The sequence below is a fragment of the Paracoccus spongiarum genome, from assembly GCF_030732095.1.
GTDB classification, from domain to species: Bacteria; Pseudomonadota; Alphaproteobacteria; order Rhodobacterales; family Rhodobacteraceae; genus Paracoccus; species Paracoccus spongiarum.
Genome location: NZ_JAVAMQ010000007.1, coordinates 20,898 through 37,553, shown reverse-complemented (window position 1 = coordinate 37,553; position 16,656 = coordinate 20,898). Strand labels below are relative to the sequence as shown.

The following is a 16,656-nucleotide window of genomic DNA, read 5'->3' as shown; positions in this document are numbered from 1 at the left end:
CATTTCCCGAGGGGAGGTCTGCGGATGCGCGGGGGCTTGTTGAAACTTGCCGAGGTGACGGGCGTGATCGCCCGGATCGGGCTGTGGATCGCGGGGATCGGCCTGGTGCTGATGACCGCCTTCGTCTTTGCGCAGGTCTTCTATCGATATGTGGTGGGCACAAGCCTGTTCTGGGCCGAACCCGCCAGCGTGATGCTGATGGGCTGGTTCATCTTCATCGGCGCGGCAGTCGGCGTGAAGGAGGGCTACCACCTGTCCTTCGATGTGGGCCTGATGGTGGTGCCCGAAAGCTGGCGTCCGTGGTTTCACAGCCTGTCGGATCTAGTCGTCGCGGCCTTCGGCTTCGGCATGATGTGGTTCGGCTGGCAACTGGCCGCCAAGGCCGCAAGCGGCGTGGTGCCGGGGCTTGGCATCTCGCGCATCTGGGACTTCGCGCCGGTGATCGCGGGCGGGTTGCTGCTGATCCTGTTCTCGGCAGAACGCATCCTGCGCCGCGCGGCGGGCCTGCGCACGCTGCGCTTTGGCGACATGGACGACGCGGCGGACGGCATCGCGGATGGCCGCGCAGACGGCCCCGACGCCGGAAAGTTTCTGGACCCTTCGTCGCGCAGCGGGAGGTAGGACATGGAATACTGGATCCTCTTCGGAAGCTTTGCGGGACTGCTGCTGATCGGCACGCCGGTCGCCTTCTGCCTTGGCGCATCAAGCTTTTTCACCGTGCTGTATCTGGGCCTGCCGCCGGTGGTGGTGTTCCAGCGGCTGAACAGCGGCATCTCGGTCTTTGCGCTGATGGCCATTCCGTTCTTCATCTATTCGGGGGACCTGATGGTGCGCGGCGACATCGCGCGGCGGCTGGTGGCGCTGGCCGGCGCGCTGGTCGGGCATCTGAAGGGTGGGCTGGGGCAGGTCAACATCATGGCCAGCCTGATGTTCGGCGGCGTCTCGGGCTCGGCTGCGGCCGATGCCAGCGCGGTCGGCGGGCTGATGGTGCCGCAGATGAGGGAACGCGGCTATGACGTGGATTACGCGGTCAACATCACCGTCGTCAGCTCGATCATCGCGCTGATGATCCCGCCCAGCCACAACATGATCATCTATTCCATCGCCGCCGGCGGCCGACTGTCGATCGCGGACCTGTTCACCGCCGGCATCGTGCCGGGGCTGCTGCTGGCGCTGATGCTGATGGCCGCGGCCTGGTGGGTGGCGCGCAAGAAGGGCTATCCGACCGAGCCGTTTCCCGGCCTGCGGATGATGGGCGCGCTGTTCGTCTCGGCGCTGCCCGGGCTGATCCTGATCGCGATCATCTTCGGCGGCGTCCGATCCGGCGTGTTCACCGCCTCGGAAAGCAGCAACATCGCGGTGGTCTATGCGCTGCTGATCACCGCGCTGGTCTATCGCAGCCTGCCCTGGGCCGAATTCGTCGAGGCCACCAAGGGCGCCGTGCGCACCACCTCGATGGTGCTGCTGGTGATCGGTTGCGCGGCCTGTTTCGGCTGGCTGCTGGCCTATCTGAAGGTGCCCGCGCAGCTGGTCGAGCTGCTGCAGAACATCTCGAACAACCCGCTGGTGATCCTGTTGCTGATGAACGTGATCCTGCTGATCCTCGGCACCTTCATGGACATGTCGCCGCTGATCGTCATCACCACGCCGATCTTCCTGCCGGTCGCGCAGGCCTTCGGCGTCGATCCGGTGCATTTCGGGGTCATCCTGATCCTCAACCTGGGCATCGGCCTGTGCACCCCGCCGGTCGGTGCGGTGCTGTTCGTGGGCTGCGCGGTGGGGCGCATCAGCATCTGGCAGGCGATGCGCACGATCTGGCCGTTCTATGGCGCGGCCTTCGCCACGCTGCTGCTGGTCACCTACATCCCGGCGCTGTCGCTGTGGCTGCCCTCGGTGTTCAGATGAGCGATCCGGTCCGCACGGTCCTTGCCCATTCGCCCGATCTGATGGTCGTCCGCTTTGCCTTCGCGGCGGGGGACCGGGGCGCGCTGCACAGCCACCCGCATGTGCAATCGACCTACGTCCGCTCGGGCCGCTACCTCTTCACGCTGGACGGGCGCGATCTCGAGATCGGGCCGGGCGATGCCTTCATCATTCCCTCGGGCGCCGAACATGGCTGCCTGTGTCTCGAGGCGGGCGAACTGATCGACAGCTTCACCCCGCGCCGCGACGATTTTCTGTGAAAGGACCCCTGATGACCCATGTCGAGACCCGCCACGCGATCCATCCCGGTCACGCGAAAGGCATGGACACCGCCGATTTGCGCCGCCACTTCCTGGCAGAAGGCATCTTCACGGAGGGTCAGATCCGGCTGGTCTATACCCATTACGACCGCTTCGTGGTGGGGGGCGCGGTGCCGGCCGGGGCGGCGCTGGTGTTGGACCGCATTGCGGAGACGAGGACCGACAGCTTCCTCGAGCGCCGCGAGATGGGCATCGTCAACATCGGCGGTCCGGGCCGTGTCGAGGCCGCGGGCACCGGCTGGGACATGGCCCATGGCGATGTGCTGTATCTGGGCATGGGCGCGGGCGCCGTGACGTTTGCGGGCGAGGGGCGGTTCTACATCACCTCGGCGCCCGCGCATCGGGCGCTGCCGCACCGCCTCGTGACCGTGGCCGAGGCCAAGGAGGTCCGGCTGGGAGCCGCGGAAACCTCGAACAAGCGCACGATCCGGCAGTTCATCCACCCGCTGGTGATGGAAAGCTGCCAGCTGGTGCTGGGCTATACCTCGCTTGAGGACGGCTCGGTCTGGAACACCATCCCCAGCCATGTCCATGACCGCCGGATGGAGGCCTATCTGTATCACGGCATGGCGCCCGAATCGCGCGTCCTGCACCTGATGGGCGAGCCGCAGGAGACGCGGCACCTGTTCGTGGCCAATGAACAGGCCGTCCTGTCGCCGCCCTGGTCGATCCATTCGGGGGCCGGCATCGGTGCCTATACCTTCATCTGGGCGATGGCGGGCGACAATGTGGACTATACCGACATGGATTTCGTCCAGCCCGGGGACTTGCGGTGAGCGCGTTTTCCCTTGAGGGCCGGACCGCCCTCGTGACCGGCGCGAACACGGGCATCGGCCAGGCGATTGCCGTGGGTCTGGCGGGTGCCGGCGCCGAGGTGATCGCGGCGGGGCGGCGCGATTGCGCCGAGACGCTGGCGCTGATGGGCCGGGGACGGTCGCTGCAGCTGGACTTCGCCGATCCGATGGCGGCCCGCGACGTCTTTGCCTCCGAACGCATCGACATCCTCGTGAACAATGCCGGCATCATCCGCCGCGCCGATGCGGTGGATTTCACCGAGGCCGACTGGGACGCGGTGATGGACGTGAACCTGAAGGCGCTGTTCTTCACCTGCCAGGCCTTCGCCCGCGCCGCCCTGCCGAGGGGCAGCGGCAAGATTGTCAATATCGCCTCGCTGCTGTCCTTTCAGGGCGGCATCCGGGTGCCCAGCTATACCGCCAGCAAGCATGGCGTGGCGGGGCTGACCCGGCTGATGGCGAATGAATGGGCGGGTGCCGGGCTGAACGTGAACGCGATCGCGCCCGGCTATATCGAGACGAACAACACCGAGGCGCTGCGCGCCGACCCGGATCGCAGCCGGGCGATCCTCGATCGCATCCCCGCCGGCCGCTGGGGTCGGCCCGAGGACATCGCGCAGACGGCGGTGTTCCTGTCCGCGCCGGCCTCGGATTACGTGAACGGCGCGATCCTGAATGTCGATGGAGGCTGGCTTGCACGATAGGCTTTACCGCACCCCTTCCGAGGCGCCGGCGGGCATCGTCCATCTGGGCCTTGGGGCCTTTTTCCGCGCGCATGGCGCCCTTTATGTGGCCGAGGCGGCGGCGGAAGGGGGCGGCGACTGGGGCATCATCGGCGTGTCGCTGAAATCGCCCGGCACTCGCGACCGGCTGTTGCCGCAGGGCTGGGCCTATACCGCGGTCGAACTGGGACCGGACGGCATGACGCCGCAGGTGGTCACGGCGCTGACCGATGTGCTGGTCGCCCCCGAAGATCCGCAGGCCGTGCTGGACGCCATGGCCGCCGAAACCACCCGGATCGTCAGCCTGACGGTGACCGAGAAGGGCTATTGCCACGAACCCTCGACCGGCCGGCTGAACACCGCTCATCCCGACATCGCGCATGATCTGGCCCATCCGCTGCCGAGCTCCGCGCCCGGTTTCCTTGTCCGGGCGCTGGCGGCCCGGCGTGACGCGGGGCTGGGGCCCTTCACCGTGCTCTGCTGTGACAACCTGCCCGAGAATGGCCATGTGGTGCGCGGGGTCGTGCTGGAACTGGCCCGGCTGGTCGAGCCCGCGCTGGCAGACTGGATCGCGCAGCACGGCGCCTTTCCCTCGACCATGGTCGACCGGATCGTGCCGGCCACCACTCCCGAGGATCTCGACCGGCTGGAGGCCGAGACGGGCCAGCGCGACGAGGCGCCGGTCATGCACGAGCCGTTCCGCCAATGGGTGATCGAGGATCGTTTCTGCACCCCGCGCCCGGCCTTCGAGGCGGTCGGCGCGCAGCTGGTCGCGGATGTGACGCCTTTCGAGCACATGAAGCTGCGGATGCTGAACGGCACCCATTCCAGCCTCGCCTATCTGGGCTATCTGGCGGGCCACCAGACCATCTCGGACACGGTGGCCGACCCGGTCTTTGCCGGCTTCGTGTCGCGGCTGTGGCGCGACGAGATCATCCCGGCGCTGACGCCGCCGCCGGAGGTCGATCTGGCGGCCTATGCGGCGGCGCTGGCCCGACGCTATGCCAACCCCGCGATCCGCCACCGGACCTGGCAGATCGCCATGGATGGCAGCCAGAAGCTGCCGCAGCGGATCCTGTCCACGATCGCGGAATCGCGCGCCGCGGGTCGTGCCGTACCGGGGCTGATGCTGGCCGTGGCGGGGTGGATGCGCTATGCGTCGGGCCGCGACGAGGCCGGCCAGCCCATCGAGGTCAAGGATCCGCTGGCCCAGCGTCTGGCCGCGCTGTGGCAGGACGACCCCGCGGCGACGGTGGCGGGCTTCCTGACGCTGCAGGAGGTGTTCCCGCGGCAATTGCGCGAGGATGCGGACTTTGCGGGGGACCTGACCGGGGCGCTGCGGACCCTCGTGGATCGCGGCGCGCGCGAGGCGGTGCGTGGCTGAGCCGATGATCCTGAATGCGGCCGACACGGTCGCGATCCTGACCGAACGGGGCATCGCGCCGGCCGGTCACAAGATCGCCCGCCGGGACATCGCGGCCGGCGAGGCGGTCCTGAAATTCGGTCAGGTGATCGGCTATGCGACGCAGGCGATCGCGGCGGGTGCGCATGTCCACAGCCACAATCTCGCCTTCGGCGCGCATGATCGCGACCATCGACCCGGCGCGGGGCTGGCCGCCGCGCAGGCGGCGCTGGAGCGCCATCGCGGCCCGGCGATGAATTTCCGCGGCTATCACCGCGCCGGCGGGCAGGTCGGCACCCGCAATTTCATCGCGCTGGTGGCGACGGTGAACTGTTCGGCCACGGTCATCCGTCGCGCCGCCGAGGAATTGCGGATCGAGGGGGTGCTGGACGCCCATCCCGACATCGACGGCATCGCGGCCTTCGCGCATGGCACGGGCTGCGGCATGGCAGACAGCGGCCCCGGCTGGCAGGCGCTGCAACGGGTGCTGACCGGCCATGCGGGGCATCCGAATGTCGGTGCGGCGCTGTTCGTGGGGCTGGGCTGCGAGGTGATGCAGATCGCCCGCATGAAGCAGGACCTGGGCGAGGCTGCGCGGTTCCACGGGCTGACCATCCAGGACAGTGGCGGCACCCGCGCCACGATCGAGGCGATCAAGGCCCGCGTGCGGCAGATGCTGCCTGAAATCGGCGCCGCGCGCCGCGCCCCGGCGCCCGCCAGCGCGCTGCGGATCGGCCTGCAATGCGGCGGCTCGGACGGGTTTTCGGGGATCACCGCGAACCCCGCGCTTGGGGTGGCCTGCGACATGCTGGCGGCGCAGGGTGCTTCGGTCGTGCTGTCCGAGACGCCCGAGATCTATGGCGCGGAACGGCTGCTGCTGGATCGCGCTGCCAGCCCCGACGTGGCCCGGCGGCTGGTCGATCGCCTGCGCTGGTGGGAGGATTATACCGCCCGCAACGGCGCCTCGCTGGACAACAATCCAAGCCCCGGCAACAAGGCGGGGGGGCTGACCACCATCCTCGAGAAATCGCTGGGCGCGGTCGCCAAGGCCGGTGGAACGCCCCTGAACGCGGTGCTGGAATACGCCGAGCCGATCACCGCGCCGGGGCTGAACTTCATGGACACGCCCGGCTATGACCCGGTCTCGGCGACCGGCCAGATCGCCGGGGGGGCGCAGCTGATCGTCTTTACCACCGGCCGCGGATCGGCCTTCGGATCGAAGCCCGCGCCCACGATCAAGCTGGCGACCAACGACCGCCTTTATCGCGCGATGACCGAGGACATGGACCTGAATTGCGGCGATATCCTGACGCAGGGCGTCAGCCTCGAGGCGAAGGCGCGCGAGATCGTCGCGCTGATCCTCGAGACCGCCTCGGGCCGGGCCAGCAAAAGCGAGCTTCTGGGCCTTGGCGACAACGAGTTCCTGCCCTGGCAGATCGGCGCCGTCGTCTGAAGCCGCGCGATCCTAGCCGCGATGGGTGATGCTGCCGCCCTCGATCCGGCGCAGCGAGATTTCCAGCCGGGCATCTGCGGCGGCGATCTCGGACAGGACCCTGCGGGTATAGGTCATGTGATCCTCGGCCGCGCGGGCGGCGGCAACCGGGTCGCGCGCCATCACCGCGTCATGGATGGCCTGGTGCTGGCCCAGCAGGACATCGCGCACCTCCGCGCGGGCATAAAGCCTTTCGCGGTTGTGGAACACGCCCTTGCGCAGCATCCCCGACAGCGCCCGCATGACCTGCAGCAGGACGATGTTGTGGCTGGCCTCGTAGACCGCGATATGCAGGTCCACATCGGCCTCGGCTTCGTCGCGCGGATCGGCCTTGTCATGCGCCGCCGCGATCCGCGCCATGCAGCGGCCCAGCGTCTCGCGGTCGACATCATTGGCGCGGGTGGCGGCGAGGCTTGCGGCCATGCCCTCCAGCGTGGCGCGCAGTTCCAGATAGTCGTTCACCACCGCGCCGCGCGACGACATCAGTTCGATCAGCGGGTCGGTGATGCTGGTCGCCAGCATGGCGACCTTGCGCCCCCCGCCCGGCTCGGCGACGATCAGGCCCTTCTCCTCCAGCATCCGGATGCCCTGCCGCAGCGTCGGCCGCGACACGTTCAGCCGCAGCGCCATCTCGCGCTCGGGCAGCAGCGGATCGCCGGGGCGCAGCGATCCCTCGAGGATCAGGTCCTCGATGTGGCGCGCGGTGCTGGCCGCGGCGGGTGCGCCCTTGTTCACTTCGCTGCCCATGCGCGTCTCCATGTGCCGGGGATCGGTGATCGACATTAGCCGCGCGGCCTGATCGGGGACAACCGATTTCCACATTGACAAGAGCGGTAAAAATAATTTACCACATGTCAAGGAAGGGTAATTCCAGATGTCCTGCCGTCCCCGTTCGTGCGGCAGGACAGGGCGGGCCGGGTCCAGGGAGGGATGCGATGGCCAATTCGGTCAGCCGGACAGAGGCTGTGGCGCCGGTGACGCGCGCCGCGCTGCTGGACCAGTTGCGCGGTATCGTCGGCCGCAGGAACGTGCTGGCCACGGCGCGCAGCCAGCGCCCCTTTACCCGCGGGTTCCGCTATGGCGGCGGCCCGGTCGCGGCGGTCGTGAGGCCGGGCTCCCTTCTCGAGATGTGGCGCGTTCTGAACCTCGCCGTGGCCGGCGGGCGGGCGGTGATCCTGCAGGCGGCCAATACCGGGCTGACCGGCGGCTCGACCCCCTGGGGCGACGACTACGACCGCGAGATCGTGCTGATCAACGTGATGCGCCTCGCGGGTATCCACCTGCTGCAGGATGGTGCGCAGGTCGTCTGCCTGCCTGGCGCGACGCTGGACAGCCTGGAAAAGCGCCTGCGCCCGCTGGGCCGCGAGCCGCATTCCGTGATCGGGTCGTCCTGCATCGGCGCCTCGGTGCTGGGCGGGGTGTGCAACAATTCCGGCGGCGCGCTGATCCATCGCGGCCCCGCCTATACCCAGCTGAGCCTTTATGCCGAGGTGCGCGCGGACGGATCGGTGGCGCTTGTCAACCACCTGGGGCTGGACCTCGGCGACACGCCCGAAGAGATCCTGTCGAGACTTGAACGCGGCGACCTGCCACGCCCGGCGCCAACCGACGCCTGGGCATCGGACCGCGACTACGCGGACCATGTGCGCGAGATCGAGGCCGACAGCCCGGCGCGCTTCAACGCCGATCCCCGGCGGCTGCACGAGGCGGCGGGCTGCGCGGGCAAGCTGGCCGTTTTCGCCGTCCGGCTGGACAGCTTCCCGGCCGAGCGCGAGACTGCGGTGTTCTACATCGGCAGCAATGACCCGGCCGAGTTGACCGGGATCCGGCGCCACATCCTGTCGCGGTTCGCGAACCTGCCGATTGCCGGCGAATACATCCACCGCGAGGCCTTCGATGTCGCCGCGACCTATGGCAAGGACACGTTCCTGTTCATCCGCCGCCTCGGCACCGACCGGATGCCGGCACTGTTCGCGGCCAAGGCGCGCATCGACGGGTTGACGGAACGGCTGGGGCTGGGCACGACCATCTCGGACCGTGTCGCGCAGCGGATCGCGGCGCTGGCCCCGCAGCACCTGCCGGCGCGGATGATCGCGTTCCGCGACCGCTACGAGCATCACCTGCTGCTGAAGATGGGCGGGGCCGGCATCGCCGAGGCCCGCGACCATCTGGCCGGGATCTTTCCCTCGGCCAGCGGCGACATGTTCGAATGCACCCCCGACGAAGGCCGCGCGGCCTTCCTGCATCGCTTTGCCGTGGCCGGGGCCGCCGTGCGCTATCGGGCCATCCACGCCGCCGAGGTCGCCGACATCGTCGCGCTGGACATCGCGCTGCGCCGCAACGATCGTGACTGGGTCGAGACGCTGCCCGCCGATCTGGACGCGAAACTGGTCAAGAAGCTCTATTACGGTCACTTCTTCTGCCACGTCTTTCATCAGGACTACGTGGTTCGCAAGGGCCATGACTGCCTTGCGGTCGAACACGAGATGTGGCGGCTTCTGGACCGGCGCGGTGCCGAATACCCGGCCGAGCACAATGTCGGCCATCTCTACAAGGCCAAGCCCGGACTGTCGGCGTTCTACCGGCAGATCGACCCGACCAACAGCCTGAACCCGGGCATCGGGCAGACATCGAAACGCGCGCACTGGCACTAGGCCGGACGCGACCGATCCTGCGCCCGGCACGACCGGGCGCAGGCCGCCATGATGGCGCGCGGCGCGCCGCCACCCGCCCGCCGAGGGCCCGCCGCATCCTGTGAGGAGGACAGATCTCATGCTGACATTCGTTCTGGCATTGTTGCCCATCGCGACGGTGTTCCTGCTTCTGGTCGTGCTGGCCCGATCGGCCAAGCTGTCGATGGGGGTCGCCTATGTGGTGACGGCGGCGACCGCCCTGCTGGTCTGGGGGACCGATCCGGCCAAGGTGATGGGGGCCACCGTGAACGGGGCGGTGACGGCTGTCAGCCTGCTCTACATCATCTTCGGGGCGATCCTGCTGCTCTACACGCTTGAGGAAAGCGGCGGCATCCGGTCGATCCGGGCCGGCTTTACCCGCATCTCGCCGGATCGCCGGGTGCAGGCGATCATCATCGCCTGGCTCTTCGGGTCGCTGATCGAGGGCGCCTCGGGCTTCGGCACGCCGGCGGCGATCGCCGCGCCGCTGCTGGTCGCGATCGGCTTTCCGGCGATGGCCGCGGTGCTGGTGACGCTGATCATCCAGAGCACCCCGGTCTCGTTCGGGGCGGTTGGCACGCCGATCCTCGTGGGCGTCAACACCGGCCTGTCGGGACAGCCCCTGGTCGAGCAGACCATCGCGCCGATGGCCTTCGGCCAGTATCTGCTGGAGATCGCGGTGAAGGTCGCGACGCTGCACGGTCTGGTGGGCTTTCTGATCCCGCTGATCATGGTCGGCATGATGACGCGCTTCTTCGGTGCGCGGCGCAGCTTTGCCGACGGGTTCCGCATCTGGAAATTCGCGCTGTTCGCGGGGCTCGCCTTTACGCTGCCCTACTGGATCATCGCCAGCCTGCTGGGGCCTGAGTTCCCCTCGCTGCTGGGCGGCATCATCGGCCTGCTGATCGTGGTGCCGGCGGCGCGTGCCGGGTTCCTGATCCCGCAGGAGGTTTTCGATTTCCCGCCCCGCGCCCAGTGGGACGGCCGGTGGATCGGCAAGCTGGACGATCTCGAGGATCATCGCGCGGGACAGGCGGTGATGCCACTGCTGAAGGCCTGGACGCCCTATGTGGTGGTGGTCCTGCTGCTGGTGGCCACGCGCACCATCCCCGACCTGAAGGCGTGGCTGACCGCGCCCGCGCGCAGCATGGCCTTCGACGACCTGTTCGGATCGGGCATCAATGCGCGGGTGCAGTGGCTTTACCTGCCCGGCACGGTGCTGATCCTCGCCTCGCTGTTCACCTTCCTGTTCCACCGGATGCGGGTCGGCGATTTCGCCCGGGCGATGCGATCCTCGGGCTCGACCATGATCGCGGCCGCCCCGGCGCTGCTGCTGGCGGTGCCGATGGTGCAGGTGTTCCTGAACTCGGCCTCGGACAGCATGGCCAGCATGCCCATCGTCCTGGCCGAGGGGGTGTCGTCGGCGGTCGGCACCGCCTGGCCGATGTTCGCCCCGCTGATCGGCTCGATGGGCGCCTTCGTCGCCGGCTCGAACACGATCAGCAACATGATGTTCTCGCTGTTCCAGTTCTCGACGGCCGAACAGATCGGCCTGGGCGCTGCCGGGGCGGGGGTCGTGGTTGCGCTGCAGGCGATCGGCGGCGCGGCGGGCAACATGATCTGCGTGCACAACGTCGTCGCGGCCTCGGCCACGGTCGGGCTGGTGGACCGCGAGGGCGAGATCATCCGCATGACGCTGATCCCGATGTTCTACTACATCGTGCAGGGCGGGCTGATCGGCATGGCGGTGCTGGCGGGCGGGCTGAACGCGTGGTGGATCGCGGCGCTGATCTGGCCCACACTGGTTCTGTTCGCCATGTCGCGCAACCGTGGCGCCGCCGCGGTCGCCACCCCCGCCAGCAGCCGGAGCTGACCCCGCCATGTCCGCAAAGCCCGCCCCCCGCGTCGGCCTGTTCGTCACCTGCCTCGTCGATGCGATCCGGCCGCGGATCGGTTTTGCGGCCATCCAGCTTCTCGAGGAGGCCGGCTGCATCGTCGAGGTGCCGCTGGCGCAGACCTGCTGCGGCCAGCCGGCCTTCAACAGCGGCGACGACGCCGATGCCGCGCGGCTGGCACGCCAGACCATCGCCGCCTTCGAGGGCTTCGATCATGTGGTGCTGCCCTCGGGGTCATGCGCGGCGACGATGGTGCATGGCTATCCCGACCTGCTGGCGGGCGATGCGGACTGGGCCGCCCGCGCCCGCGACCTGGCCGCCCGCACGCACGAGATCACCAGCTTTCTGGTCGATGTCATGGGCTTCCGCCCCGAGGGGCGGCGGCTGGAGGCCAGCGCCACCTACCACGACAGCTGTTCGGGCCTGCGCGATCTGGGTGTCGCGGCGCAGCCCCGCGCACTGCTGGCCGCGGTCGAGGGTCTTCAGATGCGCGGGCTCGAGGGGAATGATGTCTGCTGCGGCTTCGGCGGCACCTTCTGCGTGAAATACGCCCCGATCTCGAACGCCATCGTCACCGAGAAGGCCGAGGCGATCCAGCGCAGCGGCGCCGATCTGCTGCTGGCGGGCGATCTGGGCTGCCTGATGAACATGGCCGGCAAGCTGCATCGGAGCGGCGCGGCGACGCGCTGTTTCCACACCATCGAGGTGCTGGCCGGCCAGGCCGACGGCCCGGCCATCGGCGAGGAGGGTTGACCATGTCCCATGCCACGACCCGCGCCCCGTTCAAGGCACGCGCCGATGCGGCACTTGCCGACCGGACGCTGAAGCTGGCCATCGACCGCACCACCGGCACCGCCGAGGCCAAGCGCGCGGCGGCGCTGTCGGCCTTTCCCGAATTCGAGGCGGCGCGGGCGCGCGGCAAGGCGATCAAGGATCACGTCATTGCCCATCTCGACCACTATCTCGAGGAGTTCGAGCGCAACGCCATCGCCTCGGGTGCTCGGGTGCACTGGGCCGCCGACGACGCCGAGGCCCGCGCCATCGTCACCCGTATCTGCCTTGAGGCCGACGCCCGGCTGGTGACGCGCGCGAAATCCATGCTGGGCGAGGAAATCGGCCTGCCACATGCCCTTGCCGACGCCGGCATCGAGCGTGTCGAGACCGATCTGGCCGAGCATATCATCCAGCTGGCGGGCGAGGCGCCCTCGCACATCATCTGGCCGGCGATGCACCGCACGCGCGAACAGGTGGCCGATCTGTTCCGCACCGGCCACCACCCGCCGCCCGCAGCCGAGGACCCCGCAAGCATGGTTCAAAGCGCGCGGCGCGAATTGCGCGCCAAGTTCCTGGGCGCCGATGTCGGCATCTCGGGCGCGAATTTCCTGGTCGCCGACACCGGGGCGACCTGCACCGTCACCAACGAGGGCAACGCCGAACTGACCACCACGCCGCCGCGCATCCACATCGTGACGGCGGGGATCGAGAAGCTGGTGCCCTCGACCGCCCACGCCTTCGCGCTGCTGCGGCTTCTGGTCCGCTCGGCTACGGGGGGCGAGATGACGCAGTACACCACCTTCCATTGCGGCCCGAAGCGGCCGGGCGATGCCGACGGTCCCGAGGAAATGCACATCGTGCTGGTGGACAACGGCCGGTCGCGGATGCTGGCCGACGAGTTCCGCGCGATGCTGCGCTGCATCCGCTGCGGGGCCTGCATGAACCACTGCGTCGTCTATCGCCAGATCGGCGGACATGCCTATGGCGGCACCTATCCCGGCCCGATGGGTGCGGTGCTGACGCCGGTGCTGGACGGGCTGGCAGCCGCGCGCGACCTGCCGCATGCCTGCACGATGAACGGCCGCTGCGCCGAGGTCTGTCCGGTCGGCATTCCGCTGCCCACGCTGCTGCGGGCATGGCGGGCGCGCAGCTGGCGCGAGGGCCGCGAGCCGGGCGCCGTCCGCGCGGGCCTCAGCCTCTGGGCGCGCCTCGCGACACGGCCCCGGCTTTACCGGCTGGCGAGCCGGATCGGGGTTCGCGGCCTGCGGCTGTTCGGGCGGGGCGGATGGATCGCACGGCTGCCCCTGGCCGGCGGCTGGACCGCGCATCGCGACCTGCCGCGCCCCGAGGGCCGCACCTTCATGGAGCAGTATCGCGCCTGGCAGGCGCGCAAGGGGGCCGGCAGATGACCGCGCGCGACCGCATCCTGAACGCCGTGCGGGCTGGCCTGCCCACACCGCGCGCCACGCCCGACGCAATCGCCGCCGAGGCGCGCGCGCTGCTGGACGCGCCCGAGGCACGCCGCCCGGCGCTGGCCGCGCCGGGTCTGGCCGACAGCTTTTGTGCCAAGGCCGCCGCGCTTGGCACCACGGTCGCGCGCCTGCCGGACCTCGCGGCGCTGCCCGAGGCCGTGCGCGGCTATCTGGCCGATCACGGGCTGTCCGCCACGCTGGCGCTGCAACCGGCCCCCTCGCTGGCCGTGCTGGACTGGTCGGGCATCGAACGGCATTCGGCCATCGCCCCGGACGAGCCGGTGGCCCTCGGGCTGGCCCGCTGGGGTATCGCGGAAAGCGGATCGCTGGTGATCCATTCCGGCCCCGACACGCCGATCCTGCTGTCCTTCCTGCCCTTGCACCACATCGTCGTGCTGCATGAGGACCGGCTTCTGCCCCATCTCGAGGATTACGCCGCCCGCACCGCAGGCGAGGCGCCGCCGCGCAACGCCATCCTGATCACCGGCCCAAGCGGCACCACCGACATCGAGGGCAGTTATGTGCGCGGCGCGCACGGGCCGGGCTTCCTGCATGTCATCCTGATCGCGCCCGAGGCCCGGCCTGCCGACTGATCGCCACGCCTCTGCCGGTCAGGTGGCGCGGACATAGCTGCCGGGGGCGGGCTCGATCGCCTTCAGCTTGCCCTTGCCCGGCTGGTAGGCGGGCACCTGTTCGCCGCTGGAATGGCTGTCGATCCAGGCCAGCCAGTGGGGCCACCATGATCCCTCGGTGTGGCTGGCGCCCGCCAGCCATTGCTGGGGGCTCTCTGGGTAGTCGTCACCCGTCCAATAGCCGTATTTCGCGCGCTTCGAGGGCGGGTTGATGACGCCCGCGATATGGCCCGACCCGCCCAGCACGAAGGTCGTCTCGCCGCCCAGTAGCCCGGTGGTCGGATAGATCGAGGTCCAGATCGCGATGTGGTCCTCTTTGGTGGCGAGGACGTAGAAGGGCGTTTCGATCTTCGAGATGTCGATGGGCACGCCGTCCATGGTGAGGTGGCCGGGCTGGCGCAAGCCGTTCTCGATATAGATCTTTTCCAGATACCACAGCAGCATCGCCGCCGGCATTCTGGTGCTGTCGCTGTTCCAGAACAGCAGGTCGAAGGCGGGCGGCTTGCGGCCCATCAGGTAGTTCATCACATGGAACGACCAGATCAGGTCGTTCTCGCGGATCATCGAGAACATGTCCTGAAGGTGATGATTCTCCAGATAGCCCTTTTCGGCCATGTGCTCGCGCAGCACGGTCAGGCGGTCGCGGTCGATGAACACGCCCAGTTCGCCGACATCTGTGAAATCGACCATGGTGGCCAGCGTCGTCGCGGTCTTGACGCGGGTGTCGCCCTTGGCGGCCAGATAGGCCAGCGTCGCAGTGACGAGGATGCCGCCGATGCAGAAGCCGAGGATGTCCACCTCGGTCTCGCCGGTGGCCTTCTCCACCGCGTCCAGCGCCGCCAGAGGGCCAAGCCGCATGTAATCCTCGAAGCTCATCGCGGCATGGTCCTGGGTCGGGTTGACCCATGAGATCAGGAACACGCTGTGCCCGTTTTCCAGCATGTAGCGCACGAGGCTGTTGTCGGGCCGCATGTCGAAGATGTAGTATTTGTTGATCCAGGGCGGCACGAACACCAGCGGGCGCTTGTGCTGCGTCTTGGTCATCGGCGCATAGTGGATCAGCTGCATCAGATCGTTCTGCCAGATCACCTGACCGGGCGTGGTGGCAAGGTCGCGGCCGACCTCGAAAGCCTTCGGGTCATGGGTTGCGATCTCCAGCCGGCCATCGCCGCGTTCCAGATCCTCCAGCAGGTTGCGAAACCCGTCCAGCAGGCTGCGGCCCTCGGTCTCCAGAAAGCGTTCGCGCGCCGCGGGGTTCAGCGCAAGGTAGTTGCTGGGCGACAGCGCGCTGAGAAGCTGGCGGGTATAGAACCTCACGCGCAGGCTGTCCTTCTCGCCCTTCGGAAGCGAGTCCAGCAGCCGTTCGGCCGCCTGCTCGATGACCAGATGCACGTCGCGCAGCCCGCGGCTGACCGGATCGGTAGTCCAGCGCGGATCGCGGAAGCGGCGATCCTTGCTGTCCTCGCCCTTGCCGTTCCAGGCAGAGGCCCAGGCCCGCGCGCTGTCCTTCCAGAGGCTCATCTGGAAATCCATCATCGCCCAGGGGTTGCCGGCAAGTTCAAGCCCGGCGCGGGCATAGGCGCTGGCCACCGTCTTGGCATCGACGACCGAGAAGTCCTGCCCGGTGGCCTTCGCCACCGCCGTGGCCTGGCTGCGCACGGTCAGTTCGCGCGCCCGTTCGATCAGGTCGACGAATTCGGCGGTCTGCTCGGATATCTTCGTCTGGTCCATGAATCCTCCCTCGCGTGTCGCGACCCGGCGGGCGCCCCGCCGGGCGCGCAGGATCATCGTCGCCGTCCGGCACGGGTCCGTGCGCGGCGCGGCGAGGGCGATCCTAGCACCTCGCCCCGGGATCGTCAGCACAGTTGCTGCCCGCCGGCACTTGCCCTGCGCGCCGCGACCGGGCAGTGAGATGACAAGGAGGATCGGCCATGGATTTCGACCCGTCCGAGATCGACCGGCTGATGGCGCTGCTGCGCTGGCGCCGCGATGTCCGCCATTTCCGCAGCGATCCGGTGCCCGAAGCCGCCATCGACCGGCTGCGCGAGGCGATGGCGCTGTCGCCCTCGGTCGGGAATGCGCGGCCGTGGCGGGTGATCCGCGTCGAGGATGCGCAGCTTCGGGCGGGCGTGCGCGCGGAATTCGCCCGCTGCAACGCCATTGCGGCCGAGGCGTATCAGGGCGACCGCCGGGCGGCCTATGACCGGCTGAAGCTGGCCGGGCTGGATGCCGCCCCGCTGCAACTTGCGGTCTTCTGCCTCGATGCGCCGGTGCAGGGCCACGGGCTGGGTCGCCAGACCATGCCGCAGACGCTGGCGCAGTCGGCGGCGATGGCGGTGTTTTCTCTGTGGCTGGCGGCGCGTGCGCAGAACCTTGGTCTGGGCATGGTGTCGATCCTCGATCCGGCGCGGATCGAGGCGCTGCTGGCGGTGCCGCCCGACTGGCATTTCATGGCCTGGCTGTGCATCGGCCATCCCGAATTCCGCGACGACAGGCCCCTGTTGCACCGGTCGGGCTGGCAGGAAAACGACGAGGCAAGCTGGGAGACCCGCTAGGCG

At 68.8% G+C, this 16,656-nt stretch carries 15 protein-coding genes; 13 read left to right on the top strand and 2 right to left on the bottom strand.

The genetic code is table 11. The features are described 5' to 3' along the window. The first annotated feature begins 24 nt into the window (after positions 1 to 24). The 7 genes from Q5Y72_RS09250 to Q5Y72_RS09220 are packed head-to-tail and all read left to right on the top strand — an operon-like array spanning position 25 to position 6,614. The gene (locus Q5Y72_RS09250; RefSeq protein ID WP_305963132.1) at positions 25 to 621 is read left to right on the top strand and encodes a TRAP transporter small permease; all 597 of its coding nucleotides are present in this window, start codon (positions 25 to 27) and stop codon (positions 619 to 621) included. A 3-nt stretch (positions 622 to 624) separates the two neighbouring features. Next, complete coding sequence (locus Q5Y72_RS09245; RefSeq protein ID WP_305963131.1) at positions 625 to 1,905, top strand: TRAP transporter large permease; 1,281 nt, start codon at positions 625 to 627, stop codon at positions 1,903 to 1,905. Next, the gene (locus Q5Y72_RS09240; protein WP_305963130.1) at positions 1,902 to 2,183 is read left to right on the top strand and encodes a cupin domain-containing protein; all 282 of its coding nucleotides are present in this window, start codon (positions 1,902 to 1,904) and stop codon (positions 2,181 to 2,183) included. The genes Q5Y72_RS09245 and Q5Y72_RS09240 overlap by 4 nt, the downstream gene beginning before the upstream one ends. A gap of 11 nt (positions 2,184 to 2,194) precedes the next feature. Continuing rightward, positions 2,195 to 3,019, top strand: a complete 825-nt coding sequence (gene kduI, locus Q5Y72_RS09235; RefSeq protein ID WP_305963129.1) for a 5-dehydro-4-deoxy-D-glucuronate isomerase — start codon at positions 2,195 to 2,197, stop codon at positions 3,017 to 3,019. Then, positions 3,016 to 3,741: a 2-dehydro-3-deoxy-D-gluconate 5-dehydrogenase KduD gene (gene kduD, locus Q5Y72_RS09230; protein WP_305963128.1), complete on the top strand. Its 726-nt coding sequence runs from the start codon at positions 3,016 to 3,018 to the stop codon at positions 3,739 to 3,741. The genes kduI and kduD overlap by 4 nt, the downstream gene beginning before the upstream one ends. Beyond that, positions 3,719 to 5,143: a mannitol dehydrogenase family protein gene (locus Q5Y72_RS09225; protein ID WP_305963268.1), complete on the top strand. Its 1,425-nt coding sequence runs from the start codon at positions 3,719 to 3,721 to the stop codon at positions 5,141 to 5,143. Before kduD ends, Q5Y72_RS09225 begins: the two co-directional genes overlap by 23 nt. A 4-nt stretch (positions 5,144 to 5,147) precedes the next feature. Beyond that, positions 5,148 to 6,614: a UxaA family hydrolase gene (locus Q5Y72_RS09220; protein WP_305963127.1), complete on the top strand. Its 1,467-nt coding sequence runs from the start codon at positions 5,148 to 5,150 to the stop codon at positions 6,612 to 6,614. A gap of 12 nt (positions 6,615 to 6,626) precedes the next feature. Here the strand turns inward: Q5Y72_RS09220 and Q5Y72_RS09215 are convergent, their stop codons facing one another. After that, entirely contained in the window at positions 6,627 to 7,475 is an 849-nt protein-coding gene (locus Q5Y72_RS09215; RefSeq protein WP_305963126.1) for an FCD domain-containing protein, read from the bottom strand. 113 nt (positions 7,476 to 7,588) lie between these two features. Between Q5Y72_RS09215 and dld the strand changes: the two genes are divergently transcribed. The 5 genes from dld (at position 7,589) to Q5Y72_RS09190 (ending at position 14,059) form a co-directional block, all read left to right on the top strand. Then, positions 7,589 to 9,307, top strand: a complete 1,719-nt coding sequence (gene dld / locus Q5Y72_RS09210; protein WP_305963125.1) for a D-lactate dehydrogenase — start codon at positions 7,589 to 7,591, stop codon at positions 9,305 to 9,307. 118 nt (positions 9,308 to 9,425) lie between these two features. After that, on the top strand, positions 9,426 to 11,198 hold the full coding sequence (locus tag Q5Y72_RS09205) for an L-lactate permease (protein ID WP_305963124.1): 1,773 nt from the start codon (positions 9,426 to 9,428) through the stop codon (positions 11,196 to 11,198). 7 nt (positions 11,199 to 11,205) lie between these two features. Beyond that, complete coding sequence (locus Q5Y72_RS09200; RefSeq protein ID WP_305963123.1) at positions 11,206 to 11,973, top strand: (Fe-S)-binding protein; 768 nt, start codon at positions 11,206 to 11,208, stop codon at positions 11,971 to 11,973. Between the two features lie 2 nt (positions 11,974 to 11,975). Next, positions 11,976 to 13,403 (top strand): lactate utilization protein B, encoded by a 1,428-nt coding sequence (locus Q5Y72_RS09195; protein ID WP_305963122.1) that lies wholly within the window; start codon positions 11,976 to 11,978, stop codon positions 13,401 to 13,403. After that, positions 13,400 to 14,059: a LutC/YkgG family protein gene (locus Q5Y72_RS09190; protein ID WP_305963121.1), complete on the top strand. Its 660-nt coding sequence runs from the start codon at positions 13,400 to 13,402 to the stop codon at positions 14,057 to 14,059. The genes Q5Y72_RS09195 and Q5Y72_RS09190 overlap by 4 nt, the downstream gene beginning before the upstream one ends. A gap of 18 nt (positions 14,060 to 14,077) precedes the next feature. On the opposite strand, the gene phaC is transcribed toward Q5Y72_RS09190, so the two are convergent. After that, entirely contained in the window at positions 14,078 to 15,829 is a 1,752-nt protein-coding gene (gene phaC, locus Q5Y72_RS09185) for a class I poly(R)-hydroxyalkanoic acid synthase (RefSeq protein WP_305963120.1), read from the bottom strand. Between the two features lie 200 nt (positions 15,830 to 16,029). Here phaC and bluB point away from each other — a divergent pair, with 200 nt between their 5' ends. Beyond that, positions 16,030 to 16,653 (top strand): 5,6-dimethylbenzimidazole synthase, encoded by a 624-nt coding sequence (bluB, locus tag Q5Y72_RS09180; RefSeq protein WP_305963119.1) that lies wholly within the window; start codon positions 16,030 to 16,032, stop codon positions 16,651 to 16,653. Positions 16,654 to 16,656: the final 3 nt, after the last annotated feature.